This is a genomic window from Chryseobacterium aurantiacum (genome assembly GCF_003020585.1).
GTDB classification, from domain to species: Bacteria; Bacteroidota; Bacteroidia; order Flavobacteriales; family Weeksellaceae; genus Chryseobacterium; species Chryseobacterium aurantiacum.
In genome coordinates this window covers 108,316-123,681 of the sequence record NZ_PXUE01000007.1, presented here as the reverse complement: position 1 = coordinate 123,681, position 15,366 = coordinate 108,316, and the positions used below count along the sequence as shown (strand labels likewise).

The window sequence follows — 15,366 nt, the reverse complement described above, 5'->3', positions numbered from 1 at the left end:
CTATTTAAAATTGTAGTTTGAATGGTCCTTCAAAATAAGTCTGGTAAGAATCCACAAGTTTACCTTTCATATCGTAAACGCCTATGGTAATGTTTTGTTTGGATAGCCTCATTTCATTTTCAGGGAAGCTGATATTGATGGTTCCCTTAGAAATTTTGTCTCTATCTACCTGTATCTTACTTGAAGCACTATATGTGATTTCTCCATGAGCAGGATCTATTACCTTAATGGTAACCATCTTTTTCTCATTTGTTTTATTTAGGAATGTATAATTATAAGTATTGATAATTTTTCCCTCTTTTACAAAGAAAGTACTACCTGCAGGTTTAATGAATTTGGCTTCCATTTCGCCACGGCTGTAAAGAAGATATCCCAAGAATCCTACCAATAAGAATAAGAATACTGAGAAACCTTTCATTCTTCCGGTAAACTTGAATTGAGTTTCTTTCTCAATTTCATTTTCGGAAGCATATCTTACAAGACCTTTCGGAAGTCCTACTTTCTCCATTACTTCATCACAGGCGTCAATACAGGCTGTGCAGTTTATACACTCCAGCTGTTGTCCGTCTCTGATATCAATTCCTGTAGGGCATACCACCACACACTGATGACAATCTATACAATCTCCTTTACCAGCTGCTTTTCTGTCTTCTCCTTTTCTCCATTTTGATCTGTTTTCTCCTCTCTTGAAGTCATAGAAAACATTGATTGTATCTTTATCTATAAGTACCCCCTGAAGTCTACCGTAAGGGCATACCAATGTACATACCTGTTCTCTGAACCATGCAAATACAAAGTAAAATGCAGCAGTAAGAAGAATCATTACAATAAAATTGGTAGGATGGGTAAATGGCCCTTCAGAAACAATTTTAATGACTTCTTCATAACCCACGATGTACATGAACATAAAGTGAGTAATGATTAATGAGATAACAACGTATACAGACCATTTTAAGCTTCTTTTCCAGATTTTCTCGCTGTTCCACTCTTGTCTGTCCAGCTTCATCTGCTTATTTCGGTCTCCTTCAATCAAATATTCGATTTTACGGAAGATAGATTCCATAAAAATTGTCTGAGGGCATATCCACCCGCAGAAAATTCTTCCGAATGCAATCGTAAAAACAATAATAAAGATTAAGGATGCGATGGCACCTAAAGTAAGGATAAAAAAGTCCTGTGGATAGAAAGGCTGTCCAAAGATGAAAAACTCCCTGTCTATTACATTAAACAATAATAATGGATTGCCATTGATTTTAATGAACGGCAATGAAAAGTAAATAATTAATAAAAGATAGCTTACAAGATTTCTATAGTTGGTGTATTTCCCTTTAGGTTTTCTTGGGAATACCCATCTTCTTTTACCGGATTGCTCCATTGTCCCTATAGAATCTCTGTAAGTCTCAGGGTCCAGAACCTGTCCCTGTCCGCCTCGTACTTCTATTTCTTCTATGTCTGACATATTAGTAATGTGTTTAAAAAAGAAAAAACATAATTCGTTACTATTTTTTAATCTAATAACAAATTATGTTTTTTTCATATGTTTCTAATTTTCTAAATTATTCTTTTTCCCAATGTGCTTCAGTTCCTTGAGGAGCTGCTCCTCCCTGAGCCTGAGTCACTGGTGCTACTTCCTGGTTGATGTGGTATACATAAGCTGCAATCTTTTCAATTTCAGCTCCTGAAACCTCTCCGTTTTTACCAAATGCTCTCATCGCAGGGTTAGTAGGAGAACCATTCCAGTCCATATGGAATACATTTTTGAATAAAGTCTTCTCTGGCATATTGATCCAGTAGTTATCAGTAAGGTTGGGTCCAATACCTCCACTACCGTCTTCTTTGTGACAAGATGCACAGTTAGTTTTAAATAATTCTTTACCTTCTGCAATGTTGTCAGCTGAATACTTAGCCGTTTCAATGGTTACAGGAGGCTGCTCGCTTTCATACTTCGCAATGCTTGCCATTTGCTCCTTGTATTCTTTTTCATATTCGCTTAATGGATGAGCGAAGTCTGTGAAAGAATAAGCTGCAATGTATACAATACAAAAAGCAGTCCCAAAATAGAATAAACCTACCCACCATTTTGGTAACTGGTTATCCAATTCCATGATACCATCGAAACCGTGGTCGATAAGGATATCTTTTTCTTCAGAAGCAGATTGCTTCTTGAATGCAGCATCGTACATTCTTTTTAAGAAAGGAATCTTCTTCTCAGCTAAATAAGCTGCTTTTTCTTCCGGAGATAAAGTTTTGAATTTGTTGTTTTCAATCAAATCTCCAATAGCACTGTGGATGTATGCTAGAATACCAGCAATTACAACAGTTCCCCAGAAGTAAGGCGAAGCTAGGAACGCGTAGCTCTGTACAAACAAATAATAAAAAACGATTAAAAGTCCGATTATTATTAAGATGTTTACGATAACAGGTGTTCTTTGTTTCATAAAAATAGTTTAATTTTTTAAATTAAAATCGTCATCTTCATCATCCCCAAGTGGTGCTTCTTCTTCTTCTTTGTAATATTTTTTAGGCTTGCTAAAAACATAGATTATCAAAGCTACGAAGAACAGCATAAAGAAAATCAGAGCCAGAGTCTGGTAAAACCCAGCATTTTCAGTATTGGATAATATATCTTTAAAGTTCTGAGGAATCATATGAACCTTTTAATGTTTTTAGTTATTACTTGCTGTTTTGATTTCAGTTGTCTTAATATCAGTTCCCAGTCTCTGAAGATAAGAAATAAGAGCTACAATTTCTTTTTTCTCTAATTCTCCCTGAGGTCTCTTAGCATATGCCTCTTTCAAGTCATTTGCTTCAGAGAAGATATCTTTTACAATTTTTGCCGATTGGTTGTTGGCCCATTTGTCTGCAGAATCAATTTGAGCCTTTGTATAAGGTACATCAAATGTATTCTTCATCAGCTTCATTTTATCTACCATTTTAGATCTGTCTAGGTCAGTAGCGATCAACCAAGGGTAACGAGGCATGATGGAACCTGCAGAAGTAGATCTTGGGTTGTACATGTGTTTGTAGTGCCAAGAACTTGGGTTTTTACCCCCTTCTCTATGTAAATCCGGTCCTGTTCTTTTAGAACCCCATAGGAATGGTCTGTCATATATAAATTCTCCTGCCTTGGAGTATTGTCCGTTTTTACCGTTGAATCTTGTAATCTCATCTCTGAACGGTCTGATCATTTGAGAGTGACAAGCGTTACAACCTTCACGAATATAGATATCTCTACCCTCTAGTTCAAGTGGAGAATAAGGTTTTACTGCAGATATAGTAGGTACACTTTTCTTAAGAGATAGGGTAGGGATAATTTCTACCATACTTCCAATTGAAATTGTAAATAATGATAATACTGTTAAAAGCATTGGCATTCTTTCCAACCAAAGGTGGAATCCTTCTCCTTCTTTACGTTTGTTTCCGATGTTAGCTAAAGCTGGTGCTTCTGCAGGAACTTCTTTTTGGAATGAACCTTGTCTTACCGTAGCAATAACGTTTACAATCATTAGGATAGCTCCTGAAATATAGAAGATACCACCTAAGAATCTCATTTTAAAGTAAGGAATAATAGCCGTTACAGTATCTAACCAGTTTTTCCATAATAGGGTTCCGTCTGGGTTGAACTGCTTCCACATTAATCCTTGTGTGAATCCAGAAATATACATTGGTACTGCATAGAAAATAATTCCTAATGTCCCTAACCAGAAATGCCAGTTAGCTAATTTTACAGACCACATTTTTGTTCTCCACATAATTGGTACCAGGTAATAGATAACCCCGAATGCCATGAAACCATTCCATCCAAGAGCTCCTAAGTGTACGTGACCGATAACCCAGTCAGTAAAGTGACCAATTTTGTTGATGTTTTTAGTTGCTAAAAGCGGTCCTTCAAACGTTGCCATACCATAACAAGTAACAGCTACTACGAAGAACTTAAGGATAGGATTTTCTCTTACTTTATCCCAAGCTCCTCTTAAGGTAAGAAGACCATTTAACATTCCTCCCCAAGACGGTGCAATAAGCATAATAGAGAAACCTGTTCCTACTGCCTGTGCCCATGCCGGAAGAGCTGTATACTGAAGGTGGTGAGGACCAGCCCAGATATATACAAAAATTAGTGACCAAAAGTGAATAATAGACAGTTTATATGAAAATACAGGTCTGTCTGCAGCCTTTGGTAAGAAATAATACATTAAACCTAAAACCGGAGTTGTCAAAACGAATGCTACCGCATTGTGACCATACCACCATTGTACAATGGCATCTTTTGCTCCTGCATATGCAGAATAAGATTTCCAGCCAGTGAAAGATAATGGAACTTCAAGATTGTTGAAGATATGAAGCATTGCTACTGCAACCCAAGTACCAAGATAGAACCAAATGGCTACATAAAGGTGTCTTACTCTTCTTTTTGAAATGGTTAGAATCATATTAACCCCGAAAATGATCCAAGATATAGCAATTAAGATATCAATTGGCCATTCATGCTCAGCATATTCCTTAGAGGTATTGATCCCCATAAAGAATGTAATGAACGTAGCTACGATCATAAACTGCCAAGTCCAAAAATGGATCCAAGATAATGTATCACTATACATTCTTGTTTTTAATAATCTTTGCGTAGAGTAATACACTCCAACATAAACAATATTACACACGAACGCAAAGATCACGGTGTTGGTGTGCAACATCCTGATTCTACCAAAACCAAATGCCCCATGAGTGTTTATTAACCCTTGAATGTTACCTGATGATAAACTACTAATGGTTGTATCATCTGTACCGAATAAGAATTCCGGTAATTCCGGGTAGAAAAGCATTAATGCCGCCGTAAGCCCGAACGTAAATCCTATGAAACCAAAGATGATGGTCGCATAGAGGAACGCACGGACAATACTATTGTCATAACTAAACTTTTGTGTTTCCATATCAACTATTCACTATTTTTCTCAATTTTTATTATTTTCTCCTATCTCTTTTTCGTCTTTATCATTGTCGCCATTTTCATCTTTTTCTTTGACTCTTTCATCATCAAAAAGGATTCTGACAGCTGGAGATTCATCATCTTCAAACTGTCCTTTTCTGGCATACACTATAAATACGACCAAGAAAATGGCAGCTAAAGAAACACTGCAGACGATCATTAAATATAGAATATCCATTGGACAACAAAATTAACCTATTTTCGGGGTTCAAATTTAGTGAAAAATAATGACATTCATCACGAAATGCCGATTTCAGCTAATTTAAAATCAGTCTAAATAAGGGCGTTTAAGCCTGTTTTTTGAAGTGTTTGCGACCCAGTATCCAAGTCGAAACTGTGGTGAAGGTAACTACCGTGATAGAACTAACTGGCATGATGATTGCCGCAAAAAGCGGATGCATGTGCCCTGTAACAGCGTAACTTAACCCAACAATATTATAAAGAAAACTGATTATAAATGTCATTTTCACAATCGTGATAGAGCCCTTGCAGACATTCAGGTAATTGTCCAGAGTGACTACTTTTTCTCCATTCATGATAACGTCAGAAGAGGGGGTAAAGCTGTTGGTATCATCTGCTATGGCAATACCTACATTGCTCTGTTTTAAGGCTCCAGCGTCATTCAAACCGTCACCTAGCATGGCTACTTTCATGTTCTGGTCCTGAAGATTTTTGATGTAATTCAGTTTGTCTTCTGGACTTTGGTTAAAGGCCATTCCTTTATAGTTAGGAATGAGTTCCTTAAGTTGAACTTCTTCTGAGGAGTTGTCACCACTCAGGATAAATATTTTGTAATGGGTAAGTTTTTTAAACAGATCTTTAAGTTTAGGGCGGTATTCATTTTTGAAGATGAATTTTCCTAAAAACTGATCATTTTTGCTGATATAAACAGCTGTTTCAAGATTCTTTGGCTCCTGATTGTTATAACGGGCAGAACCTATTTTGTAAATATTTCCTCTTATGCTCGCTTCATAACCCTTTCCGGAGATTTCCTGAAAATTCTCTACCGTAAAGTAATCGTCATTTACCTCTATGAATTCATAAAGGGATTTTGAAAGAGGGTGGTTTGAGTTTTTCAGTAATGTTTTGATATTAAGCAAATCAAACTCCTGAATCTCGGTGCCATTATATTTGATACTTGATTTTTTTCTGTGAGTAATAGTCCCTGTTTTATCAAAAACAATGGTGTCTAATTTGGCGATTTTTTCAATTGTTAAGGTATCTTTTACGTAGAATTTATTTCGACCTAAGATCCTCATAATGTGTCCGAAAGTGAACGGTGCAGACAGTGCAAGGGCACAAGGGCATGCGATAATCAGAATGGCAGAAATTACCTGGAACATTTTTTCTAAATCAATAAATGCCCAATAAATTCCGGAAACAAGTGCAATGCCTAAAATGATGAATGTGAAATACTTGCTGATGTTGTTAGTAAGGGTATCAAGACCTGTCTCATGCTTTTTAAAGGCTTCCTTGTTCCAAAGTTGAGTAAGGTAACTCTGATCTACATCTTTGATAACTTCAAGCTCTAGTGATGATCCTACTTGTTTACCTCCTGCGAAAATTTTGTCTCCCGGCTGTTTGCTGATACTTTCGCTTTCTCCGGTAATAAAGCTGTTGTCAATATTTCCCTCTCCGTTGATAAGAATAGCATCTACCGGTATGATTTCCTGGTTTCTAACCAAGATTCTGTCTCCAACTTTTATTTCAGAAAGAAGAATGTTTTCCTGCTTTCCGTCAAAGTCTACTTTGGTTACCGCAATAGGGTAAAAAGATTTGTAATCCCTGTCGTAAGAAAGTGCACTATAGGTTCTTTTCTGGAAAAGTTTACCCATCAGCATGAAAAATAACAGTCCACAAAGGGTGTCAAAATATCCGGGACCATAATCTGTAGCCACTTCATAGATACTTCTTCCAAAAAGAACAAATATTCCCAATACAATAGGGACATCAATATTAACGATCTTGTTTTTTAATCCGTACCATGCAGACTTGTAATAATCTGAAGCGGAATAAAAGACAACAGGACATGCCAGTAAGAACATCAGTACTCTGAAGAGTCCTTTATAATGCTCCATCCAATAATCTTCTCCTCCCACATATTCAGGAAATGCCAAAAACATTCCGTTTCCGAATGCAAAACCTGCGATGGCAAATTTTACAAGAAGAGATTTGTCCAGGTGGTCTACATTTTTCTCAGCGGTTTCAAGACTGATAACAGGTCTGTATCCTAAATTGGTTAGAAAATTAGCTAGTTCGCTTAATTTTAAGTCGTTATGATTGAATGAGATTTGTAGGGTCTTTCTTGTAAAGTTAACTTGTGAATACTTAATATAAGGATTCAGCGTATGAAGGCTTTCTAATAGCCAAATACAAGAAGAGCAGTGGATTACGGGGATTTTGAATGTGACAAGACTGGTGTTTCCTTCAGAGAAATCAGTTACCTTATCGAAAATTTCCGGAGTATCCAGATAATCGAACTGGGTAGAGTTTTCATCACCCGGACGAATTCCTGCCCCTTTATTAAGTTCGTAGAAATTACTTAAATTGTTCGTATTCAGGATTTCATAAACAGACTTGCAGCCATTGCAGCAGAAAGTCCTTTCATCAAACAGAATTCTCTCTTTTTCTATCTCTTGACCACAATGAAAACAGTTCTCGCTCACCCCATAAAATATTGAACTACAAAATTATAACAATTTTTTTTGTTTATCGCGTTAAAAAGTTCTATTTTTGTGATAAATATCATATAAAATGCCGCAGGAACAACAGATAGCAATTGAAGAGAGGTTCGCCAGAGTTTTTAATGATAAATCATTTAAGGAAAGACTTTCTAGCGCAGATTTTGAGAAATACATTAATGGCAAAAAAAGACTGAGTTTTCAGAAACATGATACCATCTTCGAGGATGGAGAAACTCCAAGAGGCGTTTTTGTTCTGGAAAAAGGGGCTGCCAAACTTTCAAAATCAGGGGCTTTTGGGAAAGATCAGATTTTAAGATTTATCAAAGAGGGGGATATCATCGGCTATCGTTCTTTGCTTTGCGGGGAAAATTTCCAAGCCAAAGCAGAAGCAATGACAGATATAGAGTGTGTTTTCTTACCAGCAGATATTTTCATGTATCTTTTGGAAGTAGATCCACAATTATCTTTCGTAATGCTTCAAAAAATTTCATACGAATTAGGAGAATCTTCTAACACCATTACTTTCCTTGCCCAGAAAACGGTAAGAGAAAGACTGGCGGAAATATTACTGCTTTTGGAACAGAAGCTGGGAGTAGATCCTGAGGGCTTTATCAAAATCTCTTTAACAAGAGAGGAAATTGCAAACATTATTGGTACTGCTACTGAAAGTGCCATTCGATTAATCTCCGAATTCAAACAGGATAGCCTGATTGAAGTAGACGGAAGAAATATCAAGATTCTAAATCACGATAAACTCATGAAACTCGGTCACGTAGTTTTATAAAAATCATACAAAACTTAAGTCGGCCAAAGGCCGACTTTTTAACTTTTAAAAAATAGATAAATTATGTCTGTTCACTCTGAAATTAAAAAAGTTACGACTGAAACCTTGCGTAAAATGAAATTCGACAAGGAAAAAATAACAATGCTTACAGCCTATGATTTTACCACAGCAAAAATGGTAGATGCAGGTGGGGTAGATGCTATTTTGATTGGAGATTCTGCTGCAAATGTAATGGCTGGTTTTGAAACTACATTGCCTATTACACTGGATCAGATGATCTATCATGCTCAAAGTGTGGTAAGAGGAACTGACAGAGCTTTGGTTGTGGCAGACTTACCTTTCGGAACTTATCAGAGTAATCCTGAAAAAGCATTGGAGTCTGCAGTAAGAATGATGAAAGAAGGAGGTGCTCATGCGGTAAAGATTGAAGGGGGAAAGGAAATTTCAAAATCAATCAAAAAAATTATCAACGCCGGAATCCCTGTAATGGGGCACTTGGGATTAACACCACAGTCTATTTACAAATTCGGAACCTATAAAGTAAGAGCTAAAGAAGAGGCAGAGGCTGAAAAGCTGATCGCTGATGCACAACTTTTAGAAGAATTGGGTTGTTTTTCTGTTGTACTGGAGAAAATTCCTGCAGAACTTGCCAAAAGAGTAACAGAAAGCATCTCTATTCCTACCATTGGAATTGGAGCTGGTGCAGATTGTGACGGGCAGGTTTTGGTATATCATGATATGGTGGGGATGAATAAAGGATTCAGTCCAAAGTTCCTAAGAAGATATCTTGATCTTTACACAGAAATTACAGGAGCGGTTGCTCAGTACGTAAAGGATGTAAAAACTGTTGAATTTCCAAACGAAAACGAAAGCTACTAATTTATGCAGAATCAACAATCCATCCAGGGGATGTTATCCATTGGAGCCCTAATCTGTCTTGCTGTAGGTTGGTTTAATTTATTTTCTCCGGAGGTTAATCATTTACTTTCCAGAAAAGTTTTTTATGTTCTGATAGGAGCAAGTTTCTTTGTTCAGGCACCTTTGCTTACAAACAAAAACTTTATGTATGCCATGTATGCAGCAGCAGGGATTTGTGTAGTGGGAGCATTTTTGCCGGAAGATTCAAAACTTTCTGCACTGAAAACTATTGGTCTTTTGGGAGGTATTATCCTTTCCTTGTCTAATAGAAGAAGATAGACTGAAGAGTTATGAAGGAGCAAATTGTATATGAGGACAATCATCTTCTGGTGGTTAATAAAAAAGTCGGCCAGCTTGTACAGGGTGACAAGACCGGTGATGAATCACTATTAGAATTAATAAAGAATTTTATAAAAATAAGAGATGCTAAACCGGGAAATGTTTTTCTCGGTTTAGTTCATCGTATAGACCGCCCCACTTCAGGGCTGGTAATTTATGCTAAAACTTCCAAGGCACTTTCACGTCTTACTCAAATGGTGAAAAACCGTGAGGTTAAAAAGACCTATTGGGCAGTTGTAGGAAAAGAAATGATCCCCCAGACTCAGAGATTGGTTCATTATTTAAAGAAAAACGAAAAGAACAATAAAGCTATCGTTTTTCCTAAGGTTACAGAAGGAGCAAAGGAAGCTATTCTTACTTATAATGTGATAAAGACGCTGGATAATTATTTGCTTCTTGAAATTGATCTTGAAACAGGAAGACATCATCAGATCAGGGCTCAATTATCCAAAACAGGAGTTCCGATTAAAGGAGATCTTAAATACGGATCTCCGCGTTCCAATCCGGATGGAGGAATTAATCTTCATGCCAGAAAATTGGAATTTATTCATCCTGTCACAAAAGAAAACATTGAAATTATAGCTCCCGTTCCTCAAAATGATGCGATCTGGAGGGCTTGTGAAGAATAAAAGCGTTATGACATACGGATACAAACCTTTGTATAAGTGTGTTCTTTACTAATAAACAAACCACCTCTATTTCGGGGTGGTTTATTATTTGAAAAAATCAATTTTGCCTATTCTGAAAAAATAACTAACTTCGCCCCATACTTTAGGGGTGTCTGTTATTTACAGACTGAGACTTTACCCTTTGAACCTGATCTGGATCATACCAGCGTAGGGAAAAGTAGGTGACTTTTACTGTACATTCTATTGTACAATAATGGCCATTCCTAAAGTATATTTAAAATATTAGGAATGGAACTTATAATCAACCACACCCGAAAAACATTTAATGTACTTCCTGAAAACCTGGAAGCACTATTGGCTATGGAATTACCCGGAAAAAAGCAAGGTATTGCTGTAGCCCTCAACAATCGTATCATTCCGCTGTCCGCCTGGGCAGAAACATTTCTTAAGGATCAAGATTCAGTTTTAATCATTACTGCCACTCAGGGCGGTTAATTCATATTTAATACCAATATTTATGGCTCATTCAATTACGTGTTCGCCATTTCCGAACTCAAAGAAAATTTATGTTGAAGGAAAAATTCATCCTATCAATGTAGCAATGCGCGAAATACAGCTTAGCCCTACAAAGCTTAGCAAGGGCGGTTTTGAAGAAAATGCTCCGGTAACGGTTTATGATACTTCAGGGCCTTATACTGACGAAAATGCAGAAATTGATATTCAAAAAGGTCTTCCAAGAATCAGAGAACAATGGATTCTGGATAGAAAAGATGTTAATATTCTGGACGGAATTACATCAGAATACGGAAAAGCTCGCCTGGCAGATACAAAGCTTGACGAATTACGTTTTGCCTATGATCATAAACCTAAGGTGGCACAGGAAGGAAAAGAGCTAACCCAGCTTTACTATGCAAAACAGGGAATTATTACCCCTGAAATGGAATATGTAGCCATCAGAGAGAACCAGCGTATAGAACAACTGGAAACCGTTTCAAAAGAAATGTCTTTTCAACATGCCGGAAATAGTTTTGGAGCCAACACTCCCAAGAATAAGATTACTCCAGAGTTTGTAAGAGACGAAATTGCGGCCGGTAGAGCTATTATCCCAAATAACATCAACCATCCGGAAAGCGAACCTATGATTATCGGGCGAAACTTTTTAGTGAAAATCAATGCCAATATCGGGAATAGTGCTGTTTCATCAAGTATTGACGAAGAAGTGGAGAAAGCAGTTTGGGCATGCCGATGGGGAGCAGATACCATTATGGATCTTTCAACAGGAAAGAATATTCATGAAACAAGAGAGTGGATCATCAGAAACAGTCCGGTTCCCATTGGTACAGTTCCCATTTATCAGGCATTGGAAAAGGTAAAAGGAGTGCCGGAAGACCTTACGTGGGAAGTTTTTAGAGATACATTAATAGAGCAGGCAGAGCAGGGAGTGTCTTATTTTACAATCCATGCCGGAGTTTTGTTACGATATATTCATTTAACAGCAAACAGAGTAACTGGAATTGTCTCCCGAGGAGGATCCATTATGGCAAAATGGTGTCTTTTCCATCATAAAGAAAGCTTTTTATATACTCATTTCGAAGAGATTTGCGAGATCATGAAGAAGTATGATGTAGCTTTTTCTCTGGGAGATGGTCTTCGTCCTGGTTCTATTGCTGATGCCAATGATGCCGCTCAGTTTGCAGAGCTGGAAACCTTAGGTGAGCTTACAAAAATTGCATGGAAACATAATATACAGGTCATGATTGAAGGTCCGGGACACGTTCCCATGCACATGATCAAGGAAAATATGGAAAAGCAATTGGAAGAATGCCAGGAAGCTCCATTTTATACCTTAGGTCCCTTAACTACAGATATTGCGCCGGGTTATGATCATATTACATCTGGAATTGGAGCCGCAATGATAGGATGGTTCGGATGTGCAATGCTTTGCTATGTAACCCCTAAAGAACACTTAGGGCTTCCCAATAAAGATGATGTAAAAGTAGGGGTAATTACCTATAAGTTAGCAGCCCACGCAGCAGATTTGGCAAAAGGACATCCCGGATCACAATATAGAGATAATGCATTAAGTAAAGCCAGATTTGAATTCAGATGGGAAGATCAGTTCAACCTTTCACTAGATCCCGATACGGCAAGATCTTATCATGATGAAACCCTTCCTGCTGACGGAGCAAAAATTGCCCATTTCTGTTCTATGTGCGGACCCAAATTCTGCTCCATGAAGATTACACAGGAAATTCGTGAATCTGCAGAACAGGGAATGCTGGATAAATCACAAGAGTTTATAGAAAAAGGAAAGGAAATTTATATATGATCCTCGTTATCACTCCTGAAACAATAATTCCTAATGAACCTGAGATTATTAATCAAATGTTTCATGAGGGTCTGGATTTGCTTCATATCAGAAAACCTTGGATCAATAGAGAAGAAGTGAACGGTTTTATAAACAGTATTGATGACTCTTTTTATCCTCAATTGATTTTGCATACTCATTATGAGGTTGGAAAAGATTACAATATTTCCAGATTTCATTTTAGAGAAGAGGATCGAAGGCAAGGCAAGTACAAGACATGGATGACTGAAAATATTATTTCAACCTCTGTGCATGACATTACAGCCTATAATATGTTGGAAAAAGAATGGGAATACGCCTTTATAAGTCCATTCTTTCCGAGTATTTCCAAAAAAGGATACGGTGCTGATTCAACGATAATGGATAGTGTAAGGCAAAGAAATAATCCGGAGGTAAAATTGGTTGGCCTGGGAGGAATTGATGCTGATCATATTCACGAAGCTTTTGAGGCTGGAGTAGACGGAGTGGCTTTATTAGGAGCAATTTGGGAAAGTAACGAACCCTTAAAAGTTTTTAAAGAATGCAGAAAGAATATCCCTTCGTTATAAGCATTGCTGGTTTTGATCCAAGTGGAGGAGCCGGTTTGTTGTCAGATATTAAAACGCTGGAACAAATAAAAGTAATGGGATTGGGAATATGTACGGCCCTTACCTTACAGACGGATTCTCAATGTCTTAGTCTGGAATGGAGATCCATAGATGAGATTGTCAGGGAAATTAATGTATTGATGAGCCATTATCCGGTTTCCGTTGTGAAAATTGGAATTGTAAAGGATGCTGAATTTCTGATTGAAATTATCAACACAGTTAAGGCTTGTCGTGCTGATGCTAAAATTGTTTGGGATCCTGTATTGAAGAGCACGTCAGAATTTACTTTTTTCAACCTTAAAACACTTTCCTTGTTGAAAAACAGAGTAGACGAGATCAGTTTAATTACGCCTAACTATAATGAATACAGTGTTTTAAAGGATAATGATCTTCTGTCAAAAGAAAGTGCATGTTCAGTGCTTATCAAAGGAGGACATAGGGAAGACCTTTTAGGAACGGATGTTTTAGTTGAAGACGGAATTGAAACCTTGCTGGCACCAAGCAACGGAGATTTTGTATACCATCCAAAACATGGATCAGGATGCGTTTTGTCTTCAGCAATTGCAGGAGAGCTGGCTAAAGGTGAAAATCTGGAAACTGCCTGTAGAAAAGGAAAATTATATATCGAAAAATTTTTAAAAAGCAGTCCCTCTTTACTGGGAATACATGCATAGTAACTATGGAAAAACTACAATACATATCACAGGGAAATACGTTTCAGGAGCAGGAATTCAATATTCGTAAAGCTTTGGATAACGGAATAAAATGGGTACAGACCCGTTGGAAAAATGCCCCTGAAAATGAATTAATCAGTCTTTGCGAAATATCAAAACAACTTTGTTCAGAATATCAGGCAGTTTGTATCATCAATGATCATGTTCAGTTGGCAAAAAATATAGAGGCTGACGGTGTTCATTTAGGATTGAATGACGGTTCTATTGAAGAAGCAAGGCTTATTTTAGGAGGAAATAAAATTATTGGCGGAACAGCTAATACACTTTCTGACGTACTCCAAAGAATAAACGAATCATGTGATTACATAGGCTTAGGACCCTTGAGGTTTACCTCTACTAAGGAAAAACTCAGTCCTATTCTGGGATTTGAGGGATATCAGGAAATTATTAACCATTTGCAGGAAAAATTAACAGAAATCCCCAAGATATTTGCCATTGGAGGTGTTGCCCTTGAAGATATTACCCGTCTACAGCAGATTGGAATTTATGGAGTAGCTGTTTCAGGGCATATTACGACTCAGCCCTCCATCATTAATGAATTTAAAAAAGCAATGATATATGCATAATCAAAAATTAATAATAGCAGACAGAACCTTTGAATCAAGACTGTTTTTAGGGACAGGAAAGTTCGGAAGCCTTGTGGATATGGCTGCATCCGTCGTTGCATCAGAAACCGATATGGTAACGATGGCCTTGAAAAGAATCGATGCCCAGTCCGCTGAAGACGATCTTCTGGACTCATTAAGAGATACAAAAGTTCATCTTTTACCCAATACCTCAGGAGCAAGAACAGCTAAAGAAGCCGTATTGGCAGCACAATTGGCAAGAGAAGCCCTGGAAACCAACTGGGTTAAGCTTGAGATTCATCCAGACCCGAAATATTTATTGCCAGACCCTATTGAAACCCTTTATGCAACGGAAGAATTGGCAAAGCTTGGATTTGTGGTAATGCCTTACATTCATGCAGATCCGGTTTTGTGTAAACGCTTAGAAGATGCAGGAACTGCCGTGGTAATGCCTTTGGGAGCACCCATAGGAACCAATAAAGGATTAAGGACATTAGACTTTTTAGAGATTATCATCAGCCAAAGTAAAGTTCCGGTAGTAGTAGATGCAGGAATTGGAGCGCCCTCTGATGCCGCCAAAGCAATGGAAATGGGGGCTGATGCAGTTCTTGTCAATACAGCAATTGCAGTTGCCAGAAACCCCGTGAATATGGCTGTTGCCTTTAAAGAAGGAGTCATTGCAGGAAGAAGAGCATTTGAGTCAGGGTTAGGAGCCATAGCTAACCATGCAGAAGCTTCCAGCCCATTAACCTCGTTTTTATTTGAATAAAAAT

Annotated in this window: 16 protein-coding genes and 1 riboswitch; of the genes, 10 read left to right on the top strand and 6 right to left on the bottom strand. The window is 37.6% G+C overall.

Features of this window, described 5'->3' with window-relative positions; genetic code table 11:
- Positions 1–4: 4 nt before the first annotated feature.
- From ccoG to C7D53_RS19110, 6 genes are all read right to left on the bottom strand, one after another.
- Positions 5–1,459: a cytochrome c oxidase accessory protein CcoG gene (gene ccoG, locus C7D53_RS19135; RefSeq protein ID WP_106918005.1), complete on the bottom strand. Its 1,455-nt coding sequence runs from the start codon at positions 1,457–1,459 to the stop codon at positions 5–7.
- 97 nt (positions 1,460–1,556) lie between these two features.
- Positions 1,557–2,438, bottom strand: coding sequence for a cbb3-type cytochrome c oxidase N-terminal domain-containing protein (locus C7D53_RS19130; RefSeq protein WP_106918004.1), 882 nt, complete (start codon positions 2,436–2,438; stop codon positions 1,557–1,559).
- Positions 2,439–2,447: 9 nt separating this feature from the next.
- Positions 2,448–2,648, bottom strand: a complete 201-nt coding sequence (locus C7D53_RS19125) for a cbb3-type cytochrome oxidase subunit 3 (RefSeq protein WP_027373015.1) — start codon at positions 2,646–2,648, stop codon at positions 2,448–2,450.
- 18 nt (positions 2,649–2,666) lie between these two features.
- Positions 2,667–4,928 carry a cytochrome-c oxidase, cbb3-type subunit I gene (ccoN, locus tag C7D53_RS19120; RefSeq protein ID WP_106918003.1) on the bottom strand — a complete coding sequence of 754 codons (2,262 nt, stop codon included), beginning with the start codon at positions 4,926–4,928 and terminating at the stop codon, positions 2,667–2,669.
- A gap of 21 nt (positions 4,929–4,949) precedes the next feature.
- Positions 4,950–5,162, bottom strand: a complete 213-nt coding sequence (gene ccoS, locus C7D53_RS19115) for a cbb3-type cytochrome oxidase assembly protein CcoS (protein ID WP_106918002.1) — start codon at positions 5,160–5,162, stop codon at positions 4,950–4,952.
- A gap of 109 nt (positions 5,163–5,271) precedes the next feature.
- On the bottom strand, positions 5,272–7,650 hold the full coding sequence (locus C7D53_RS19110) for a heavy metal translocating P-type ATPase (RefSeq protein ID WP_106918001.1): 2,379 nt from the start codon (positions 7,648–7,650) through the stop codon (positions 5,272–5,274).
- A gap of 88 nt (positions 7,651–7,738) precedes the next feature.
- Between C7D53_RS19110 and C7D53_RS19105 the strand changes: the two genes are divergently transcribed.
- From C7D53_RS19105 to C7D53_RS19060, 10 genes are all read left to right on the top strand, one after another.
- Positions 7,739–8,452 (top strand): Crp/Fnr family transcriptional regulator, encoded by a 714-nt coding sequence (locus C7D53_RS19105; protein WP_076356973.1) that lies wholly within the window; start codon positions 7,739–7,741, stop codon positions 8,450–8,452.
- A 63-nt stretch (positions 8,453–8,515) separates the two neighbouring features.
- Complete coding sequence (panB, locus tag C7D53_RS19100; RefSeq protein WP_106918000.1) at positions 8,516–9,331, top strand: 3-methyl-2-oxobutanoate hydroxymethyltransferase; 816 nt, start codon at positions 8,516–8,518, stop codon at positions 9,329–9,331.
- Positions 9,332–9,334: 3 nt separating this feature from the next.
- Positions 9,335–9,649, top strand: a complete 315-nt coding sequence (locus tag C7D53_RS19095; protein WP_106917999.1) for a hypothetical protein — start codon at positions 9,335–9,337, stop codon at positions 9,647–9,649.
- An 11-nt stretch (positions 9,650–9,660) separates the two neighbouring features.
- A complete protein-coding gene (locus tag C7D53_RS19090) occupies positions 9,661–10,338 on the top strand; it encodes an RluA family pseudouridine synthase (RefSeq protein WP_106917998.1) in 678 nt (225 codons plus the stop codon).
- A gap of 134 nt (positions 10,339–10,472) precedes the next feature.
- Positions 10,473–10,569, top strand: a riboswitch (TPP riboswitch).
- A gap of 57 nt (positions 10,570–10,626) precedes the next feature.
- Positions 10,627–10,833 (top strand): sulfur carrier protein ThiS, encoded by a 207-nt coding sequence (gene thiS, locus C7D53_RS19085; protein ID WP_106917997.1) that lies wholly within the window; start codon positions 10,627–10,629, stop codon positions 10,831–10,833.
- A gap of 22 nt (positions 10,834–10,855) precedes the next feature.
- Complete coding sequence (gene thiC, locus C7D53_RS19080; protein WP_106917996.1) at positions 10,856–12,667, top strand: phosphomethylpyrimidine synthase ThiC; 1,812 nt, start codon at positions 10,856–10,858, stop codon at positions 12,665–12,667.
- On the top strand, positions 12,664–13,254 hold the full coding sequence (locus C7D53_RS19075; protein WP_106917995.1) for a thiamine phosphate synthase: 591 nt from the start codon (positions 12,664–12,666) through the stop codon (positions 13,252–13,254). Before thiC ends, C7D53_RS19075 begins: the two co-directional genes overlap by 4 nt.
- Complete coding sequence (locus C7D53_RS19070; RefSeq protein ID WP_106917994.1) at positions 13,227–13,967, top strand: hydroxymethylpyrimidine/phosphomethylpyrimidine kinase; 741 nt, start codon at positions 13,227–13,229, stop codon at positions 13,965–13,967. Before C7D53_RS19075 ends, C7D53_RS19070 begins: the two co-directional genes overlap by 28 nt.
- A 5-nt stretch (positions 13,968–13,972) precedes the next feature.
- Positions 13,973–14,593, top strand: coding sequence for a thiamine phosphate synthase (locus C7D53_RS19065; RefSeq protein ID WP_106917993.1), 621 nt, complete (start codon positions 13,973–13,975; stop codon positions 14,591–14,593).
- Positions 14,586–15,362 (top strand): thiazole synthase, encoded by a 777-nt coding sequence (locus C7D53_RS19060; RefSeq protein WP_106917992.1) that lies wholly within the window; start codon positions 14,586–14,588, stop codon positions 15,360–15,362. The genes C7D53_RS19065 and C7D53_RS19060 overlap by 8 nt, the downstream gene beginning before the upstream one ends.
- Positions 15,363–15,366 lie beyond the last annotated feature (4 nt).

What these genes read in the sequence shown, in the direction of transcription:
- ccoG (WP_106918005.1), bottom strand. Translation starts at nt 1,459, where the DNA reads ATGTCAGACATAGAAGAAATAGAAGTACGAGGCGGACAGGGACAGGTT.
- C7D53_RS19130 (WP_106918004.1), bottom strand. Translation starts at nt 2,438, where the DNA reads ATGAAACAAAGAACACCTGTTATCGTAAACATCTTAATAATAATCGGA.
- C7D53_RS19125 (WP_027373015.1), bottom strand. Translation starts at nt 2,648, where the DNA reads ATGATTCCTCAGAACTTTAAAGATATATTATCCAATACTGAAAATGCT.
- ccoN (WP_106918003.1), bottom strand. Translation starts at nt 4,928, where the DNA reads ATGGAAACACAAAAGTTTAGTTATGACAATAGTATTGTCCGTGCGTTC.
- ccoS (WP_106918002.1), bottom strand. Translation starts at nt 5,162, where the DNA reads ATGGATATTCTATATTTAATGATCGTCTGCAGTGTTTCTTTAGCTGCC.
- C7D53_RS19105 (WP_076356973.1), top strand. Translation starts at nt 7,739, where the DNA reads ATGCCGCAGGAACAACAGATAGCAATTGAAGAGAGGTTCGCCAGAGTT.
- panB (WP_106918000.1), top strand. Translation starts at nt 8,516, where the DNA reads ATGTCTGTTCACTCTGAAATTAAAAAAGTTACGACTGAAACCTTGCGT.
- C7D53_RS19095 (WP_106917999.1), top strand. Translation starts at nt 9,335, where the DNA reads ATGCAGAATCAACAATCCATCCAGGGGATGTTATCCATTGGAGCCCTA.
- C7D53_RS19090 (WP_106917998.1), top strand. Translation starts at nt 9,661, where the DNA reads ATGAAGGAGCAAATTGTATATGAGGACAATCATCTTCTGGTGGTTAAT.
- thiS (WP_106917997.1), top strand. Translation starts at nt 10,627, where the DNA reads ATGGAACTTATAATCAACCACACCCGAAAAACATTTAATGTACTTCCT.
- thiC (WP_106917996.1), top strand. Translation starts at nt 10,856, where the DNA reads ATGGCTCATTCAATTACGTGTTCGCCATTTCCGAACTCAAAGAAAATT.
- C7D53_RS19075 (WP_106917995.1), top strand. Translation starts at nt 12,664, where the DNA reads ATGATCCTCGTTATCACTCCTGAAACAATAATTCCTAATGAACCTGAG.
- C7D53_RS19070 (WP_106917994.1), top strand. Translation starts at nt 13,227, where the DNA reads ATGCAGAAAGAATATCCCTTCGTTATAAGCATTGCTGGTTTTGATCCA.
- C7D53_RS19065 (WP_106917993.1), top strand. Translation starts at nt 13,973, where the DNA reads ATGGAAAAACTACAATACATATCACAGGGAAATACGTTTCAGGAGCAG.
- C7D53_RS19060 (WP_106917992.1), top strand. Translation starts at nt 14,586, where the DNA reads ATGCATAATCAAAAATTAATAATAGCAGACAGAACCTTTGAATCAAGA.